General features: G+C 60.8%; 16 protein-coding genes. 10 read left to right on the top strand and 6 right to left on the bottom strand.

All coding sequences use genetic code 11. The features are described 5' to 3' along the window. Positions 1–32: 32 nt before the first annotated feature. Positions 33–4,214 (bottom strand): DNA-directed RNA polymerase subunit beta, encoded by a 4,182-nt coding sequence (rpoB, locus tag K3166_RS00805; RefSeq protein WP_221422824.1) that lies wholly within the window; start codon positions 4,212–4,214, stop codon positions 33–35. 344 nt (positions 4,215–4,558) lie between these two features. On the opposite strand from rpoB, the gene K3166_RS00800 reads away from it, so the two are divergent. Further along, on the top strand, positions 4,559–5,629 hold the full coding sequence (locus K3166_RS00800) for a metallophosphoesterase (RefSeq protein WP_221422823.1): 1,071 nt from the start codon (positions 4,559–4,561) through the stop codon (positions 5,627–5,629). Further along, the gene (locus K3166_RS00795; protein WP_221422822.1) at positions 5,626–6,660 is read left to right on the top strand and encodes a hypothetical protein; all 1,035 of its coding nucleotides are present in this window, start codon (positions 5,626–5,628) and stop codon (positions 6,658–6,660) included. Before K3166_RS00800 ends, K3166_RS00795 begins: the two co-directional genes overlap by 4 nt. Positions 6,661–6,676: 16 nt before the next feature. Here K3166_RS00795 and K3166_RS00790 read toward each other — a convergent pair whose 3' ends face one another. Further along, a complete protein-coding gene (locus tag K3166_RS00790; RefSeq protein ID WP_221422821.1) occupies positions 6,677–7,363 on the bottom strand; it encodes a DUF4956 domain-containing protein in 687 nt (228 codons plus the stop codon). Between the two features lie 188 nt (positions 7,364–7,551). Here K3166_RS00790 and K3166_RS13490 point away from each other — a divergent pair, with 188 nt between their 5' ends. The 7 genes from K3166_RS13490 (at position 7,552) to K3166_RS00760 (ending at position 12,205) form a co-directional block, all read left to right on the top strand. Continuing rightward, positions 7,552–7,683 carry a hypothetical protein gene (locus tag K3166_RS13490; protein ID WP_282098803.1) on the top strand — a complete coding sequence of 44 codons (132 nt, stop codon included), beginning with the start codon at positions 7,552–7,554 and terminating at the stop codon, positions 7,681–7,683. Positions 7,684–7,707: 24 nt separating this feature from the next. Next, positions 7,708–8,238 carry a DUF2975 domain-containing protein gene (locus K3166_RS00785; RefSeq protein ID WP_221422820.1) on the top strand — a complete coding sequence of 177 codons (531 nt, stop codon included), beginning with the start codon at positions 7,708–7,710 and terminating at the stop codon, positions 8,236–8,238. After that, positions 8,238–8,465, top strand: coding sequence for a helix-turn-helix domain-containing protein (locus K3166_RS00780; protein WP_221422819.1), 228 nt, complete (start codon positions 8,238–8,240; stop codon positions 8,463–8,465). The genes K3166_RS00785 and K3166_RS00780 overlap by 1 nt, the downstream gene beginning before the upstream one ends. Before the next feature lie 97 nt (positions 8,466–8,562). Beyond that, the gene (locus tag K3166_RS00775; protein ID WP_221422818.1) at positions 8,563–8,805 is read left to right on the top strand and encodes a hypothetical protein; all 243 of its coding nucleotides are present in this window, start codon (positions 8,563–8,565) and stop codon (positions 8,803–8,805) included. A 312-nt stretch (positions 8,806–9,117) separates the two neighbouring features. After that, entirely contained in the window at positions 9,118–9,633 is a 516-nt protein-coding gene (gene rplJ / locus K3166_RS00770) for a 50S ribosomal protein L10 (protein WP_221422817.1), read from the top strand. A gap of 78 nt (positions 9,634–9,711) precedes the next feature. Continuing rightward, a complete protein-coding gene (gene rplL / locus K3166_RS00765) occupies positions 9,712–10,086 on the top strand; it encodes a 50S ribosomal protein L7/L12 (protein ID WP_221422816.1) in 375 nt (124 codons plus the stop codon). Positions 10,087–10,234: 148 nt separating this feature from the next. Next, complete coding sequence (locus K3166_RS00760; RefSeq protein WP_221422815.1) at positions 10,235–12,205, top strand: TIR domain-containing protein; 1,971 nt, start codon at positions 10,235–10,237, stop codon at positions 12,203–12,205. 21 nt (positions 12,206–12,226) lie between these two features. Here K3166_RS00760 and K3166_RS00755 read toward each other — a convergent pair whose 3' ends face one another. Further along, entirely contained in the window at positions 12,227–12,763 is a 537-nt protein-coding gene (locus tag K3166_RS00755; protein WP_221422814.1) for an acyloxyacyl hydrolase, read from the bottom strand. A 139-nt stretch (positions 12,764–12,902) separates the two neighbouring features. Between K3166_RS00755 and K3166_RS00750 the strand changes: the two genes are divergently transcribed. Further along, positions 12,903–13,916: a transglutaminase-like cysteine peptidase gene (locus K3166_RS00750; RefSeq protein ID WP_221422813.1), complete on the top strand. Its 1,014-nt coding sequence runs from the start codon at positions 12,903–12,905 to the stop codon at positions 13,914–13,916. A 26-nt stretch (positions 13,917–13,942) separates the two neighbouring features. On the opposite strand, the gene K3166_RS00745 is transcribed toward K3166_RS00750, so the two are convergent. From K3166_RS00745 to K3166_RS00735, 3 genes are read right to left on the bottom strand one after another with little or no spacing between them, the layout of a single operon-like run. Continuing rightward, a complete protein-coding gene (locus tag K3166_RS00745) occupies positions 13,943–15,208 on the bottom strand; it encodes an HlyD family type I secretion periplasmic adaptor subunit (RefSeq protein ID WP_221422812.1) in 1,266 nt (421 codons plus the stop codon). Further along, complete coding sequence (locus K3166_RS00740; protein WP_247714674.1) at positions 15,205–16,224, bottom strand: cell wall hydrolase; 1,020 nt, start codon at positions 16,222–16,224, stop codon at positions 15,205–15,207. The genes K3166_RS00745 and K3166_RS00740 overlap by 4 nt, the downstream gene beginning before the upstream one ends. After that, entirely contained in the window at positions 16,221–18,365 is a 2,145-nt protein-coding gene (locus K3166_RS00735; protein ID WP_221422811.1) for a type I secretion system permease/ATPase, read from the bottom strand. Before K3166_RS00735 ends, K3166_RS00740 begins: the two co-directional genes overlap by 4 nt. Positions 18,366–18,379: the final 14 nt, after the last annotated feature.

Raw genomic sequence — 18,379 nt, 5'->3', positions numbered from 1 at the left:
CGGGCGGAAGCGGTGGGGAGCGCGAGGCTCCCCTATTCCGCCGCAATCGCGAGGCCGTCGTTGTCCTCATCGTCGGCAAGCGACTTGAGTTCGACGTTGAGACCCAGGCTGCGCATTTCCTTGACGAGCACGTTGAAGCTCTCGGGAATACCGGCTTCGAAGGTGTCGTCACCCTTGACGATAGCTTCGTAAACCTTGGTACGGCCGATCACGTCATCCGACTTCACGGTGAGGATTTCCTGCAGCGTGTATGCTGCACCGTAGGCCTGGAGTGCCCAGACCTCCATCTCACCGAAGCGCTGGCCGCCGAACTGCGCCTTACCGCCCAGCGGCTGCTGGGTGACGAGGCTGTAGGGGCCGATCGAACGGGCGTGGATCTTGTCGTCGACGAGGTGGTGCAGCTTGAGCATGTAGATGATGCCCACGGTGACCTTGCGGTCAAACGCTTCACCTGTGCGTCCGTCGAATAGTACCGACTGGCCATCTGCGTCGAGGCCCGCCTTTTGGAGTTCCACGGTCACATCGCCTTCGCGCGCACCGTCGAACACCGGCGTACCCATCGGGACACCCGTCTTGAGATTGGTGGCGAGTTCGACGATTTCCTCGGTCGAACGGCTATCGATCGCGTCGATATACTGTTCGCCGTAGGTTTCCTTCAGGCGTTCGATGACAGCTTCTGGCGGCTTGGCCTTGGCATAATCTTCGGACGCATTCGGGTTCGCCTGCTTCCACTCTTCGAGTGCATCGCCGATCTGGTGGCCAAGGTTGCGGGCCGCCATGCCGAGATGGGTTTCGAAGATCTGACCCACGTTCATGCGCGAAGGCACGCCGAGCGGGTTCAGAACGATATCGACGGGAGTGCCGTCTGCAAGGAACGGCATGTCTTCGGCCGGCAGAATGCGGCTGATGACACCCTTGTTACCGTGACGGCCAGCCATCTTGTCGCCCGGCTGAAGCTTGCGCTTCACGGCAACGAAGACCTTGACCATCTTGAGCACGCCCGGAGCCAGTTCATCACCGCGTTCGAGCTTTTCCTTACGGTCTTCGAACTTGTCGTCGATGACCTTCACGCTCTCGTCGTACTGGGTTTTCACAGCTTCGATCTGCTGCTGACGGTTGTCATCAGCGACAGCGAACTTGAACCATTCGTGCCGGTCGATCTCGTCCAGCATTTCTTCGGTGATTTCGCTGCCCTTCTTCACGCCCTTTGGCGCTGCAGAAGCGGTCTGGCCGACGAGCATGTCGCGCAGGCGGTTGTAGGTTGCGCGGTTAAGGATGGCGCGTTCATCAGCGGCGTCCTTGCGGAGGCGTTCGATTTCCTCGTTCTGGATCGCACGCGTACGGTCATCGATCTCGATACCGTGGCGGTTGAACACACGAACTTCCACGACCGTACCGGCAACGCCCGGCGGCAGGCGAAGCGAGGTGTCGCGCACGTCGCTGGCCTTTTCACCGAAGATGGCGCGCAGAAGCTTTTCTTCCGGCGTCATCGGGCTTTCGCCCTTGGGCGTGATCTTGCCCGCAAGGATATCGCCCGGATGCACTTCTGCACCGATGTAGACGATGCCCGCTTCGTCGAGGTTGCGCAGCGCTTCCTCGCCGACATTGGGAATGTCGCGGGTGATGTCTTCCGGCCCAAGCTTGGTGTCGCGGGCCATGACTTCGAATTCCTCGATGTGGATCGAGGTGAAGACATCGTCCTTCACGATACGCTCGGAGATGAGGATGCTGTCCTCGTAGTTATAGCCGTTCCAGGGCATGAACGCGACGAGGCTGTTACGGCCCAGCGCAAGTTCGCCCAGATCGGTCGAAGGACCGTCGGCAATAACGTCGCCCGGCGTAACCGTTTCGCCCACCTTCACCAGCGGACGCTGGTTGATGCAGGTGTTCTGGTTCGAACGCTGGAATTTTTGCAGCGTGTAAATGTCGACGCCGGACTGGCCGGGCTCAACATCGCCGATGGCGCGGATAACGATACGCGTTGCGTCGACCTGGTCGACGATACCGCCACGCTTGGCAGTGATCGCAGCGCCGGAATCGCGAGCAACGGTTTCTTCCATGCCGGTGCCGACCCAAGGCGCTTCGGCCTTGACCAGCGGCACGGCCTGACGCTGCATGTTCGAGCCCATCAGTGCGCGGTTGGCGTCATCGTTTTCCAGGAACGGAATGAGCGATGCGGCGACCGACACGAGCTGCTTGGGCGAAACGTCCATCAGCGTGATGCTTTCGCGCGGCGCCATCAGGTTATCGCCGTTCTGACGTGCAGAGACGAGCTCTTCGACGAAACCGCCCTTGGCATCGAGATCGGCCGAAGCCTGTGCCACAGTGTGCTTCTGCTCTTCCATTGCGGACAGGTAGATCACCTCATCGGTGACCTTGTTGTCCTTCACGGTGCGGTACGGCGTTTCGATGAAGCCGTACTTGTTGACGCGCGCGAAGGTCGAGAGCGAGTTGATCAGACCGATGTTCGGGCCTTCCGGCGTTTCAATCGGGCAGATGCGGCCATAGTGTGTCGGATGAACGTCGCGGACTTCGAAGCCTGCGCGCTCACGCGTGAGACCGCCAGGGCCGAGCGCTGAAACACGGCGCTTGTGGGTGACTTCCGACAGCGGGTTGGTCTGGTCCATGAACTGCGAAAGCTGGCTGGAGCCGAAGAATTCGCGCACGGCAGCAACCGCTGGCTTGGCGTTGATGAGGTCGTTCGGCATGACAGTCGAAACATCGACCGAGCTCATGCGCTCCTTCACTGCACGTTCCATGCGGAGCAGGCCGACACGGTACTGGTTTTCGAGCAGTTCGCCGACCGAACGGACACGGCGGTTGCCGAGGTTGTCGATGTCGTCGACTTCGCCCTTGCCGTCCTTCAGGTCGACAAGTTCCTTGACCACGGCGAGGATGTCTTCCTTGCGCAGCGTGGTGACGGTGTCTTCAGCGTCCAGTTCAAGACGCATGTTGAGCTTGACGCGGCCAACTGCCGAGAGGTCATAACGCTCGCCGTCGAAGAACAGGCCTTCAAACAGGGCTTCTGCGGTTTCCTTGGTCGGCGGCTCACCGGGACGCATGACCTTGTAGATCGCTTCCAGGCCTTCATCACGGTTTTCGGCCTTGTCGACCTTCATCGTGTTGCGGATCCAGGGACCGGTCGTGATGTGATCGACATCGAGCAGGACGAGGCTGTCCACACCCGCACCGTCGAGCACTTCGAGGTTCTCGGCGGAGACTTCGTCACCGGCTTCGATGTAAATGCGGCCAGTGCTTTCGTCGATCATGTCGACCGAAGCATAGCGACCGAAGATTTCCTCGGTCGGCAACAGCAGGGTTTCGAGACCGTCCTTGGCCGCCTTGTTGGCTGCACGGGGGCTGATCTTCTGGCCCGCAGCGAATACTTCTTCGCCGGTCTTTGCATCAACCAGCGGGAACGCAGGCTTCTGGCCGCGCCAGTTTTCGGCGACGAACGGGATTTCCCAGCCGTCTTTTGCGCGCTTCCAGGTGACCGTGTCGTAGAAGTGATCGAGGATGCCTTCGCTATCGAGGCCCAGCGCATACAGCAGCGCCGTGACCGGCAGCTTGCGCTTGCGGTCGATACGAACGTTGACCACGTCCTTGGCGTCGAATTCGAAATCGAGCCAGCTGCCGCGGTACGGAATGATGCGGGCAGCAAACAGCAGCTTGCCCGAGGAGTGCGTCTTGCCGCGGTCATGGTCGAACAGGACGCCCGGCGAACGGTGCATCTGCGAAACGATGACGCGCTCTGTACCGTTGATGATGAAGGTGCCGTTGTCCGTCATGAGCGGCATGTCGCCCATGTAAACGTCCTGCTCCTTGATATCGAGAACCGAGCGGGTTTCGGTTTCCTGGTCGACTTCAAAGACGATCAGGCGAAGCGTAACCTTCATCGGCGCAGCGTAGGTGATCCCGCGCTGGCGGCATTCGGTGGTGTCGTACTTCGGCTGTTCGAGTTCGTAATGCACGAAGTCGAGTTCGGCGGTGCCGGCGAAATCACGGATCGGGAAGACACTGCGCAGCGTCTTTTCGAGGCCGGAGATGTAATCGATCTCCTTGTTCGAGCGCAGGAACTGTTCGTAGCTCTCGCGCTGGACCTCGATGAGGTTGGGCATATCGACGACTTCGTGGATGTCGCCGAAGATCTTGCGGATGCGCCGCTTTGCGGTGCCCGACGATGTATTGCGGGGTGCCTTAGCCTTGGTAGCCATAAAGGAGCCGTGCCTCTTATCTGTGATGTCGCAGCCCGCGCAGGCGAGCCGGAATTTCAAGTCTCATGCGCGTGAGAACCATACCAAGACGCAAAAAAGGCCGCAGCGATGGCGCACCCATTTCGGGCGGCGGCTGCAGCAAATAAAAAGCGTCGCGATATGGAAAGCCGCTTCCATCCTGTGTCCGAAACCCGCGTATGAATCGGACTCGCTCGAAGCGTGCGGTCGACGGAGCATGTAGGAAGCACGCACCGCTTTGTCAAACACTCCGAAGGGCCGTAAATCAGAAGCGCCAAGTCATCGGATTTTGTGCTAGGTTCGGCGGGCAGATACCGGGAGGGGGAATGCGCAATCTTATCGCCTTGCTGGCCATGCTCTTCTGGAGCGCGGTGCCGCTTGCTGCGCAGGAAGTCCCAGCGCCCGCCGGTAACAGGATCGTGGCGGTTGGCGACCTGCACGGTGACTATGAGGCGTGGCGCGCGATCGCCTCAGCTGCCGGGCTTGCCGACGATGGCGGCAGATGGGTCGGCGGAGACACCGTGCTTGTCCAGCTGGGCGACATTACCGATCGCGGGCCGGATTCGCTCAAGATCATTCGACACCTCATCAACCTTGAACAGGAGGCTCAGGCTGCGGGCGGACAAGTGATCGTTCTCCTTGGCAATCATGAAGCCATGAATGTCACGGGCGATGTCCGCTATGTTCATGCCGGAGAGTATGAAGCATTTCGCGATCGCAAGTCGAAGCAGCGCCGCGAGGCGACCTGGCTTGCAAACCGCGACCTGATCGCAGCCATCTATCGCAAGGACCAGCCCCACATCTCGGTCGGCAAGATGAAGGAAAGGTGGTTTGCCGAAACCCCGCTGGGAATGCTGGAGCATCGGCGCGCCTGGGCGCCCGGCGGCGAGTTTGGCGAGTGGGCGTCGCAGCGCCCAGCCGCGCTAATGATCGGAACTACCTTGTTCGTGCACGGGGGGCTGAGCGCCGAAACCTCTGCCATGTCTATCGAGGCCATCAATGCGCGGACTAGGGCTGCGCTGCTTCCGGGCGAAGAAGTCGACCGCAGCGCACTGGACGACCCTTTCGGGCCGCTCTGGTACCGCGGAAACGTGATGCGCGGCGATGATGACGAAACCGATAAGGCCCGCCCCTCTCGGGAAGCCGAACTGGACATCGTCCTGTCGCGCTACGGGGCACAGCGCTTGGTGGTTGGCCACACCCCGTCGGTGCGCGGGATCGCGGCGAGCGATAATGGCAAACTGATCCGCGTCGATACGGGTATTTCAAGCTACTACGGGGGCGTGCCCAGCTTCCTCGTCATTCAGGGCGAAGAAGTCACTGCGCATCAGCGCGGGGCGGACGGAGAATGGACATCGCGCACTTTGGAAAGCCCAGCCAGCGGGAGCGACGAATGATCCGGTTCTGCCTGTCCCTCCTGATCTCACTCGCAGCAATCCCGGCATCTGCCCAAGAGGAAAGCGGCAAGGTCACGCCGCTGTTTGCCGAAGAGGCCATTCTCGAGATCACTCTTACCGGTCCGATCAATGATATTGTCCGTCAGGCTGAACGCTCGACCAAGCCTCATCCTGCAACCCTTGCAGGCTCGGGCGAAACGCATGCAATCACATTGGCGGCCCGCGGTGTCTCGCGCCGCAAGAAGGAAATCTGCCAGTTTCCCCCGCTGCGCATCACGTTCAATGACAAGCCCGGCGAGAGTTCGCTGTTTCACAAGCAGGGCCGCATCAAACTCGTGACGCATTGCCGCACGCGGGAACGAGCCCAGCAAACAGTCCTGCGCGAGTATGCTGCCTATCGGCTGTACAATGCACTTACTCCCGAGAGCCTGAAGGTCAGGCTGGCGCGCATCACCTATGTCGATGAAGGCCAAGTGGTCATCACGCGGCTCGGATTCCTCATAGAGGACGCAGACGATGCTGCACGCCGCCTTGGGATGAAGGAAATCGACGTCGGCAGCATTCCGGTCAGCGCGCTCAATCGCGAAGATGCCGCGCGTTACGCTCTTTTCCAATACATGATCGGCAATACCGATTGGGCTATGCGCGTGGGGCCCGACCCGGACGCCTGTTGCCACAACTCCAAATTGCTCGGCGCGGGGAAGGAGGCGCGGCGAGAGCTCACCCCGCTGCCCTATGATTTCGACAATGCCGGCCTCGTCGATGCAAGCTACGCGGTGCCCAACGAGGCACTGGGTCTGCGGTCCGTTACGACACGCGTCTACCGGGGGTTTTGCGGATTAAACTCCCTGATCCCGGCCGAAGCCGCACGACTGCGCGAGATGCGGTCAGTTCTCGAAGCAGAAATTGCCGCTACGCCGATGGCCGATCCCCGCACGGCGGAATCGATGACGCGCTACCTGAACGGGTTCTTCGAAGACATCGCCGACGATGACACTGTTCAGAAGAAGCTATTGAAGAAGTGCCGCTGACCACGGCGGCCAAGGGTCAGTTCGGCTCGCTGCCCTCTCCCGACTGAGAATGCGGGTCCTCGCCATCGGCATTCGGCTTCGCCGCGTCGGTTTCTGCCGCCCTCAGATACCGGTGGGTTCCATCCTTCGCGCCGTAATCTGCCATCCACAGCAGTCCGAATGCGTAATTGAACATCACCGTCATCACGAGCGCGATCTCCAATGCACCGATCCCGGCGGCAAGACCGATGGCGATTGCCAGCAGGATATAGATCGCATCGCCCGAACTCTTGAGTGTATTGCGAAACCGCACACCGCCAACGATGCCGGCAAGCGAGAAGGCCAGGGCCAGCGAGTTGTGCACCATCACCACGATGGCTGTCACTGCGATAGGCAGGACAATCATGGTTTCGACCAGCGCCTGATCGTATTCCGCCCGGTTGCGGCTGGCCATGTATGTCCAGGTTACAGGAATGGTTGTCAGGACTGCGCCTGCCACGGCAATGAACAACCACAGGATCGACCCGCCCAGATTGGACACTTTCTCGGCACCGATCTGGACGCCGCTGAATGGGTCGTCCGAAGGCGTGCTGAGCAGTGTCTGAGCACCGCCGATGGGCAGGAAGTCGCTGAGCACCGGGTTGAGGGCAACGATGCCAAGCACCGCGCTCGTCACCAGCACATAGAATACCGTCAACCTTACGAACAATGCGCGGAATATCATGGCGTCTCCCCTGTCCCTGCGCTGTCTATAGAGGAAGCGGGCCGACGACCAAACTCTTGAGTTGGGGCAGTTTGCCCTCCCCTTATCGAAGAGCAACACGGGACATATCGTTTTTCAATATTATTGATTGACAATATGAGCGACTCACCTTATTGCTTATCGATATTGACCATCAAGGAGTTCGATAAATGACCACTTTCACCCAGCGCGCCGCAGCCGCTCTCGCCGCGGTTCTGATCATGACCGGCAGCTTTGGCACCCTGATTACCGTTCCGCAGAGCAGCGGCCAGATTGTCATCGCCGCACCAGCGCTCGCCTAAGCTCGCACAACAGGGGTATATTCCATGTCCATCTCACCCAAAGATCCCTTGCTGACCGCAGGCAAAATCATGACCGTCCTGCTGATGGTCATAACCGGCCTGGTCTTCGCGGTACTGGTCCTGCTGGTGCCGTTCCTGCTTTATCACCATGCGGATTTTGCAAAGACCGTTGCCGAAGCCGGCGGGGAATTCGGTCCCGCACTCGCCCTCAGCCTGATATTGATTGCCTGTGTCGCTGTCATCGTGGCTCTCGCCTTCAATTTCTTTCGCCTGCTCGGCCAGATCATTGACACAGTAGGCAGCGGTAATCCCTTCTCCATAGAGAATGCGGACCGCCTCAGCCGGATGGGCGCAATCGCACTCATCTTCCAGCTCTCCGCAATCCCAATCGCGGCCATGGCAGTCTACCTGGAAAAATTCTTTCCGGCAGAGCAGCTCACCATCGACTTTGATTTCTCCCTGACCGGCATCCTCCTGGCTATCTTGCTGTTCATCCTTGCCCGCATCTTCCGCCTCGGCGCAGCGATGCGCGAAGACCTTGAAGGGACCGTGTGATGCCAGCCGAAGACGAAGGAGCAACGATCATGGTCAAACTCGATGACCTGCTGCACGAGCGCCGCATGACGCTTACGGAATTAGCCGAACGGGTCGGCCTCACCCTCGCCAACCTGTCGATCCTGAAAACGGGGAAGGCCAAGGCAATCCGGTTCTCCACTCTCGCAGCAATCTGCCGCGAGCTGGATTGCCAGCCCGGCGACTTGCTGGCCTACGACGCACAATAAAACTACCCTCGCGATGGTGCGGCGGAACATAATCCGCCGCGCCACGTAGTCCCTGCGTCGCGGCGCGGTTTTGCGCCGACGGAACAGGGGAAACACAATGAAAAAGATCATGCTTGTCGCAGCACCCGCGCTTTTCGCGCTCGCAGCCTGTGATGGACCAGCGGAAGAAGCCGGCGAAGAAATGGACGACGTTGCAGAAGCTCAGGCCGAAGTGATGGACGAAAAGGCCGAAGCGCTTGAAGCCCAGGCCGATATCGCAGAAGACGCTGGCAATGCCGGCGAAGCTGCCGAGCTGGAAGCGGAAGCCGAAACGCTCGAAGACACCGCCGACGACATCTGATCCGGCGCCAGCGATTCACACGATATCGCTTGACTCGCTGACCAATTTGCTTAGAGGCCCGCCACCGAACGGCGGGCCTTTTTGTGTCAGCCGCTCATCCGTCCGAGACAGTTGGTGACCGGAATATGCCGGTCTTAATTTCCAGCCTAGACGGGGACAGAGATTTTATGGCGAACCCTGCGTTCGTCGTTTCGCGTCAGATGGCGCACTCCTTCCCCATCAACGGACTCGCCCGTGCCGAACCTTCGGCATGGACAAACGTAGCCGGTCGTTCGGAAGTCATTCCGTGCGGCCATAGTGAAGGAGTATGGCATGGATCGTTCGCAAAAGACCGACGCGGTTGCCCAGCTCAACGAAGTCTTCAACCAGTCTGGCGTGGTCGTCGTGACCCGCAATCTGGGCCTGACGGTCGCTCAGTCGACCGAACTGCGTACGAAGATGCGTGAAGCCGGTGCAGCTTACCAGGTTGCGAAGAACAGTCTCGCCAAGCTTGCCCTCAAGGACACCGACTATGCAGGACTCGAAGAGTTCCTGACTGGTCCGACCGCTCTCGGATATTCCGAAGATCCGGTCGCTGCGGCGAAGGCCGTGGTGGAGTTCGCCAAGACCACCGACAAGATTGAAATCGTCGGTGGCTCGATGGGCGCGCAGAAGCTCGACGAAGCAGGCGTGAGGTCATTGGCCTCGATGCCCAGCCTCGACGAACTTCGTGGCACGATCGTGGGCCTCCTCAACGCGCCGGCAACCAAGGTTGTCCGCACGATCAAGGAACCTGCGGCCAAGCTCGCTCGCGTCTTCGGTGCCTATGGCGCCAAGGAAGCAGCGTAAGAGACCTCTCGCAAACGCGACTTATTCATCGGGGCAAACCAATCATCCGCCCCGGCCTATTTATTGGAGTGAAACATCATGGCTGATATCGCCAAGCTTGTTGAAGAACTGTCGAAGCTGACTGTCATGGAAGCCGCTGAGCTTGCCACGGCACTTGAAGAAGAGTGGGGCGTAAGCGCCGCTGCTGCTGTTGCTGTTGCAGGCCCCGCCGCTGGCGGCGCTGCTGAAGCAGCTGAAGAAAAGGATGAATTCGACGTCATCCTCACCGGCGACGGTGGCAAGAAGATCCAGGTCATCAAGGAAGTCCGTGCCATCACCGGTCTGGGCCTCACTGAAGCCAAGGCTCTCGTTGAAGGCGCTCCCAAGGCCGTCAAGGAAGGCGTCAACAAGGCTGAAGCCGAAGAAGTTAAGGGCAAGATCGAAGCAGCCGGCGGTACCGTCGAGCTCAAGTAATCTTGGCTTAAAGTTTTGCGAGTGTCTTGAAGCGCTCGTGAATGGGAGGGCGGTACCGCAAGGTGCCGCCCTTTTGCTGTGCTCTCGCATCGCAATGCTATTCTGTTGAGTAATCGTGCGATCACACTAGTCTGGTCGGCTTGTTGTAGTGAGCTTCAATCTGGCCGACGTATTCATCTCTTATGCGCGAGCGGATTACTCCAAGGCGCGCCGCGTAGCCGATGCGCTTGGAGACGCCGGCTACGATGTCTGGATCGACGACGACCTGCCCGCCCACGGGGCCTTCTCTGCCGAAATTGAAAAGCAGATCCAGGCGGCCAAGGCCGTGCTGGTCCTGTGGTCCGAAACCGCTCGGGCTTCGCGCTGGGTACCGGCCGAGGCGGACATGGCATTCAACAACGACACTCTCATCCAGATGAGCCTGGACGGTGTGCTCCCGCCTTTACCCTTCAACCGCCACCAGTGTGAAATGGCCACGGGATGGACCGGCGAGATCGATGGCAAAAGCTGGCACAAGATTGTCGCGAGCATTGCCGAACTTGCAGGCTCCCCGAAATCCGGGAAACGCGAGGCAGCTGGTCGCAGCAATGCTAAACCTGAGGCAGAGCACACCGATCCGATCATCGCAGTTCTCCCGTTCGACAATTTATCGTCCGACGCGGAACTGGTTTACTTCTGCGACGGTGTTTCGGAAGAAATCCAGCGCACAGTATCTGACGGGAGCCATCTCAAAGTCGTAGCGAGGTCATCCAGCTTCCAGTTCCGCGGCACAAACAAGGAGATCTCGAACGTTACCGCCGCCTTGGGCACGACGCACATTCTTGATGGATCTGTCCGCCGCGGAGGAAACAGGGTCCGCATCAGCGCGGAGCTGGTGAATTGCGCTTCCCGCAGTGCAATCTGGGGCGACCAGTTCGATGGCAACCTGGACGATATTTTCGAGCTTCAGGAAACCATTGCAAGCCATGTCGCCGCTGCCCTCAAGGTGGCATTGGCCCCTCCGACAGGTGCAGAAGCAAGCGCGCTGCCGGGCGAACTGTATGACACCTTCCTGCTGGCCCGCCGGTATCTCGCCGATGGGGACGCGACATTCGACAATTCGGCACTGCGCGCGATTCCGCTGCTGGAAGAAATCAGCGAGAAAGCACCTGAATTTGCCCCCGCCTGGGAACTCCTTGCCATAGCGCGGGCAAGCCACCTTCGTTCAGGCCACTTCGAAGGGGATTACGCCGCAGCGCGAGAAGCAGTGGTTTCTGCTGCGCACTGCGCGCTCAGAATTGATCCCAACCGCGGCGGCGCGCACCAGGCCCTGGCGATGCTCGAACCCTGGGGCGCCTATCTGGAGCGGGAGCGGCGGTTGATGAAGGCCCTTGAGGTCTCTCCGAATGATCCGGCCATACTCACCGATATGAGCAACTTCTGCTGGAGCGTGGGCCGCTTCCATGATGCTCAAGGCTATGCGCAAAGAGCGTGCGAGCTCAATCCCCTGATGCCCGCAGCGCAGCTGCATCTCACGCAGATGATGCTCTATGTGGGAGACTACGAGGCCGGGATCGAGCGGGCTCGCACGTTGCGCAAACGCTGGCCGGACAATCCGGGGATCATGCTGTGGGTGATCAACACGTCAGGCTTCCTGGGGTTCTGGGATGTTTACGACGAGCACATCGGCGACATCGAAATGTTCGATGGCTGGCCCGCCAAGGATATGCGGGCCGCCAAATCGTTCAACGAGGCGCTGCGCAGCAAGGACCAGGACCTAATCCGCAAGCGCGTAGATCGATATGCGGCGCTTATCGAGAAAACGGGCACGATGCCCCTCAACCTGGTGCTCTCGATTGCCGCGTTCGGGTTGCCCGACAAGGCGCTGGATCTGGCGGAGACCGCGTCATACGACTATATTTTCGACCCGAAAGGCGACCGGCCGAGCGTTTATTACCCCGGCACCATTCTTGGCGCGTGGAGCGATGTCATCAAGCAGCCTCGTTTCGTGAAGCTGTGCGAACGACTGGGGCTGAACACCTATTGGATCAGCACAGGTGCATGGCCGGACTGCGTCGACTGGACGCCTTATGACTTCAAGGAAGAAGTCAGGCGGGTGCACGGCGAAGTGATCAAATAGGCCGCCGCTCCACCCGCACTGTTACATACGGTAGTTCAGGCGCAGGCCCATCATATCAATTCCGGGGTTCTGTTCCGAATCGAACAACTGCGCGTTGCTGATGTGGACCCAGCTCGCCTCCACCGACCAGCGATCATCCAAGTCGACTCCCACGGCAATCTCGGGCTCGAACAGCACGCGGCTTCCCAGATCGGTGCGCTTGCGCGCAACGGGATCGATACGCAGTTCAGGCGCATCGTGAATTACCAGGCCTACGCCGGGACGCAGGTACACCTTCCCGATCTCGGCCTTCCAGCTCACCCCGAATCCTGCAAAACTGGTGTCGCCCTCCGTGTTCACCGAACCGAAAACATAAGGCTGCGGCCCACCCAGTTTTTCAGTGACAGGGTCAAGGCGATAGCCAAATTGAACGTCCGCTCCGCCCTCTCCGGTGTAAAGTGTGAACGGCGTATCGACCCCGTGCACATAGCTGCCACCGTAAATCTCGTCAGCCGCTGCGCTAGTCGGTAGCGCGGCTGCGATCAGGACAAGGGATAGGGCAGTTTGATGGAGACGCATCGCAAAAACCTCTAAATGACAGGGAAGTAACGGGGGTCTGGCAAAGTCTCTATTGCCGCAAGATGAAGCGGCAAACCTTTGCTTCCTGTTAACCGTATCAGGAAACCTCACCTTGACTGCGCGGGCTTAGCACGGATGCATGGTTCATGCGCCATCCTTCCTGCGCCGCGGCAAGCACCGCCTGCACTTCGCCCTGATCGGCGCGGCCGCAGCCGCCATGCTTCCCAGCAGCGCTGAGGCTGCCAGTGCCAAGGTCCTGTTTCAGGCTGCGCCCGGGATTGGCGCGGCACAAGACTGCGAAAGCCGCGAGATGCAAGGCGGGATGGCGACACAGATCAGCCCCGCGTCGCCCTCGGCATCGCAGAACAAATCGGCCGCTATCCTTGGCGGTGCCAGCGCGCTTGATGCCATTCGCGCCCAGCAGGAAGGCCGCGCGGACCATCCGCTGTTTGCCGGAACCGGAGCAAAACCGCTCGAACCCGCAGCGGCGCCCTCGCCGCGCGGCCAGGCAGGATGCAGTGTTTCCAGTCCGTTCGCTGCCCCAGCCGCCTTCGATCCGCTCAAACCGCTGTCATTCGTGCCGCGCCCCGCAGCTGCCCCGCAGCTTGCTGCTGGAACCGCCCTTCCTCGCGGGAATGCTGCGAACTTGGTCCTGGGCAGCAAAATGGTGCCGATTGCGCGGACAAGCTTCGATGGGGATTTCGCCCGGGTGAGCCGCGCTCGCTCCAATCTCGGTCCCACGCTCGCATCGATCGGCGGGGCCAAGGCAGACAAGTCGCACCTCGTGGCGACGGTCAATCGCTGGGTCAATCGCAGCATCCAGCACGCCGAAGACCGCGAACTTTACGGGCGCGCCGATTATTGGGCGGATGCGGCCACAACGCTGCGTCTCGGTAAGGGGGACTGCGAAGACTTCGCACTGCTCAAGATGGAGCTGCTGGCTGCCGCCGGTGTCGCGCGCGATGACATGGTGCTTACGCTGGCCCGCGACCTGATCCGCCGCCGCGATCACGCCGTTCTTCTGGTGAAGACCGATGCCGGTTTCGTGATGCTGGACAATGTCGGAGATGCACCGCTCGATGCGCGCAGTGACCACGGCTATCGCCCGGTCATGAGCCTGGGCGCAAAGCAAAGCTGGCTTCACGGCTATTGAAAGCTGCCCGGCGGCACGCGCCGGGATCAGCGTTCGGTCAAGGCCCTGTCGAAAGCACGATTTACCGGCTTGAAAAGATAGGACAGCACGCTCCGGCGCGCGGTCAGGATTTCGACATCGCAGATCATGCCCGGCACGATGGGCAGTTGGACCCCGCCCTTTTCGATATACGCCCGGTCCGTTTCGATGATCACCGCGTAATAGGCTTCGCGCTCGACCTCATCGAAGATGCTGTCCGCGCTGACCTGCGCTACCCGTCCTTTGAGACCGCCGTAGATCGAGAAATCATAGGCTGTAACCTTGACGTTGGCATTGTCGCCGACCTTGACGAAAGCCCGGTCTGCTGGAGATATCCGCGCCTCGATCAGCAGCTTGTCACCGACAGGCACGACTTGCATGATCAGCTCGCCCGCATTGACGAAACCGCCCTGCGTGGTGACCTGAAGATCGTTGACCACCCCGTCCGACGGAGCGCGCAGTTCATTGCGATCCCGCCGCGCCGATGCGCCGCGAATGCTCTCCTCATTGACTGCCATGCGGGTGGTAATTTCGCTGCGTTCGGCCAGCGCCTGCTGACGGAAGTCCGCTCGGGCCTGGCTTAGGTCAGCCTGAGCCTGCCGGATAGCCGCGGACGAGCGTCCAGCAGCTTGCCGCGCGGCAGCAAGGCGTCCCTGGATATCAACGACCTCGCGCTGGGCCTGCAGCAGGTCTGTCTGGGGCACGATGTTCTTTTCAGCGAGCGGGCGAAGCATGTCGACCTGCTCGCGGGCGAGGCGGAGCGTGCTTTCCAAGCTGCTTGCGGTCGCCTGCGCTTCCGATAGGTCGCGGCGGCGCTGCTCGACGGCGGAAGCCAGCGAGTTCTCGCGGGCCTGTGCGGTGGCGCGGCGGGCCTGCGCCAGCTGCGCTTCTTCGGAGCAGGCAGTGCCCGGTTCGCAGCCGATACGGCCGCCTGACGCTTCCGAACCAAGGCGCTGGGCCCGTGCTGCCAGTCGCTGGTTTTCGGTTTCGAGTTCGCCGAGTGCCGCGGAAGATTGCGTGTCGTCGAGGCGGACCAGCAGGTCGCCCTTCTTCACGCTCTGCCCATTCCGCACGAGGATTTCGGAAACCACCGCAGCTTCGGAGGGCTGAACCAGTTGCGCCTTGCTCGACGGGATTACCTTGCCAATGCCGCGCGTGATCTGATCGACCTGGGCAAATGCTGCCCAGGCAAACAGGATCGCTATGCCGGCAGCCGCGGTCACGATCAGGCGCTTTGCACCCGACATGCTGCGCCAATAAGCGGACGCGTTCATGGCTGTGTTTCCTCGTTCGGGATTTGATGAGGCTGGGTTTCGCCCTGCCCTTCCAGCGTTGAACGGTAGCCCGCGCTGAGTTGGACGGGGTCGGGGATCGAAAGGCGCCAAGTCTTGGTCGTATCGATTCGTCCGCCGACATCGGCCACGGCATGGCGGTCTTTCACATCAGGCTCGACCGTGAGGCCCGGAGTATAGGCGGGCTCGATCGATACGGCATCGTCCTGCTGGCTGGCAGCGAGGCGGAAACGGTCGAAATCGATGCTCGGCAGGATTTCACGTCCACTCCAGCCGCGATAGAAGCTGGCGGACCGACCGGGCGAACCGGGGAAGCGATAGAAGATATGGCGGCCGATCTTGGTGATCTTGCCGAGGGTATATGCCCATTTCGGCACGACGTAATCGGCATGGTAATGGGTGGCAGTGCCAACATCGGGCATCACCCGGCCGCTCAGCGCATCGTTGGCGACAGCTTGCGCCCGCTTCCATAGATTGGCCTGCGGCGTGCGCGTCAAAGCTCCGTCACAGGTGAAGCTGAACTGGCACACGCGCTGACTGTAGCCCTGGTACACCACACCGCACACGCTGTTCGGATAGGCTGGATGACGCACGCGGTTGAGCACGACCTGCGCCACTGCACGCTGGCCCGCTTCCGGCTCCAACGCGGCTTCGTAATAGACTGCCTGAGCGAGGCACTGGCTGGCGGTTCGGTAAGAGGCAGAAGCGAGCGGAATGCCCGAGAAGCGGCCTGCATTTTCAAGCCGTGCCTGCATCATGGGAATGGCAAGATTGCGGCTGCGGGCACTGTCGATATCTTCTGCAATCAACGCGTCCTCGGAAACGGCTGCGGTAGTCATGGTCGCAAGGCCCTGCTGCAATTCAGGGTCGAGCTTGGCCATGGCTTTCGCCGATTCAGCGGGCGCAAGGAACGAGGACGTCCCGACCAGCAAGCATGCGATGGCAAGCACGGCCAGCGCGCCCATGCGCCGCACATTGGTGACCTGTGCCTTGCTCATGACGCGACTCCCTTGGCTGCACCAGCCTTGGCGAGCACGTCTTTCACCGATCCATCGGCTGCAATCCGGCCGCGATCGAGCACGATCAGGCGGTCGCAGATGGAAAATAGCGCAGGACGATGCGTGGCGATCACAAGTGTCCTCTCAGGCTGGAGCGAGGCGGCAAGCCGCTCGACGAACATCTTCTCGGTCTCGCTATCCATCGCGCCGGTCGGCTCGTCCAGGAACAGGAGTTCACGCGGGCGCACCATGGCCCGGGCAAGCGACAGGAAGCTGCGCTGGCCGCCCGAAAGCTGGCGCCCGTCTTCGCCGACCGCACGGTCGAAACCGCCGCTATCGCGTGACAGGAAGGCGTCCGCACCGGTTGCGCGCATTGCGGCCAACAGTTCTTCCTCGGAAATGTCTGTCCGCCCGAGGATGAGGTTATCCCGGATCGAACCCGAGAACAGGGCTGCATCCTGACCCACGAAGCCAAGCGCATCGCGCAATTGCTGGGGCCGGTACTGATTCACATCGATGCCGTTTACCAGCATCGCTCCGGAGGTGGGGCGGTACAGACCGCAAAGCAGGCGGCCCAGCGTCGATTTGCCCGATGCCACCCGGCCGACAAGCGCAATACGCTCGCCCGGCTCGATAGTGAGGTTCAGTCCCGTCAAGGCAGGCTGGCCGCCTTCGGTGTACGCGAAGTCGGCGTCATGAAATTCGATACGCGGACGGGTAATCGCGGCTGGAGCAACACTGGCACCAAGCCGGCGTTCGTCTTCGCCTTCGAACAGACGTTCGATACTGCCCAGCGTTTCCTGGGCCTGGCGTCCGCGAGTAAGCAGGAAAGCGATCTGCCCAGCCGGAGCAAGCGAGCGTGAAGCCAACATGACGATGGCGATAATCGCGCCCATCGTGATCGCGCCCGAGGCAAACAGATAGTAGCCGCCAATAATCAGCGAAACGGTCGAAACCTGCTGGAACACCTGCGCCAATCCAACGGCCAGCGAATTGATCGAGCGCAGGCGCAGTTGGGAGTGGCCGCCGATCTCGGCAAGCTGGTGCCAGCGAGAGATCATGCCGCCCTCGCCGCCCATCGCCTTGAGCGTTTCCGCGCCGGTCAGCGATTCTACAAGAAGCGTTTGCTGCAATCCGTAGTCGGCCTGCGCGTCCTGAGAAGCTTCGACGACCTTCTTTTGCAGGATATAGCCCGCAATCATCATGGCCAGAATTATGGTCAGCGGTACCAGCGCTAGCCAGCCCCCTATGATGGCGATAACTCCGACGAAGATGACCAGGAAAACCACGTCGACCACCAGCACCACCGAGGTCGAGGCGAAGAAGTCGCGCACGATGGCATATTCGGCCACCCGCGCGGCGAGGGAACCGGTGTGGCCCTTGCGTTCGGAAAGCGGAACGGCAAGCAGGCGCGAAAAGATCTTCTGGCTGAGCTTGAGATCGAGCCGCTGGGCGATTTCATCGACGATGGAAGTCCGGGCGCGGCGCAGCGCAAATTCGAGGGTGAATGCCAGCACGACACCGATGCCCAGAACCCACAGGGTCTCCTGCGCCTGGTTCGGGATCACCCGGTCATAGACGTTCATCGTGAAGATCGGCAGCGAAATTGCGAGCAGGTTGATCAGCAGCGATGCGAGCAAGACCGGCATGAATGCGCGGCGCTCGCGGCGCAATTCGCCCCAGAACCAATGCTGGCGCGCCTTGGCATGCCATGGCGCTTCGTCGGCGCGCATCTTGTCGGGGTCGCCGTGGATCGGGATGAGCGTGCCGGCATAGCTTTCCGCCAGCTCGCTGCGCGGCTCCCATATCTCGGTGCCTGACTCTGGCCGCCAGACGAGCAGTTCATCGTCCTTGGTTTCCAGCAGCAACGCGAAACGGCGGTCACCAAGCGCTGCGATCGCGGGCAGGTGCTTGCCGGTCGCCGGAATGCGGCGCGGATGCTCTACGTCATAATTCAGGCCTGCCAGCTCGAGTGCTGCCGGGGCCTGGTGGACAGGGAGCTGGCCTTCCGCATTGCGCGGAAGCTGCGCGAGCAAATCGCGCGCAAACGGCAAGCCGTATCGACGTGCCCCTTCCGCAACGCACTCGACGAGCGGATCAAGGATCCGCCCGTCGATCTGTTCTCCAGCAGTCTGTTCCATGCTCCAGAAGAGCC

It is taken from the genome of Qipengyuania psychrotolerans, from assembly GCF_019711355.1.
Taxonomy (GTDB): Bacteria; Pseudomonadota; Alphaproteobacteria; order Sphingomonadales; family Sphingomonadaceae; genus Qipengyuania; species Qipengyuania psychrotolerans.
This window is presented reverse-complemented; position numbering and strand designations above follow the sequence as displayed.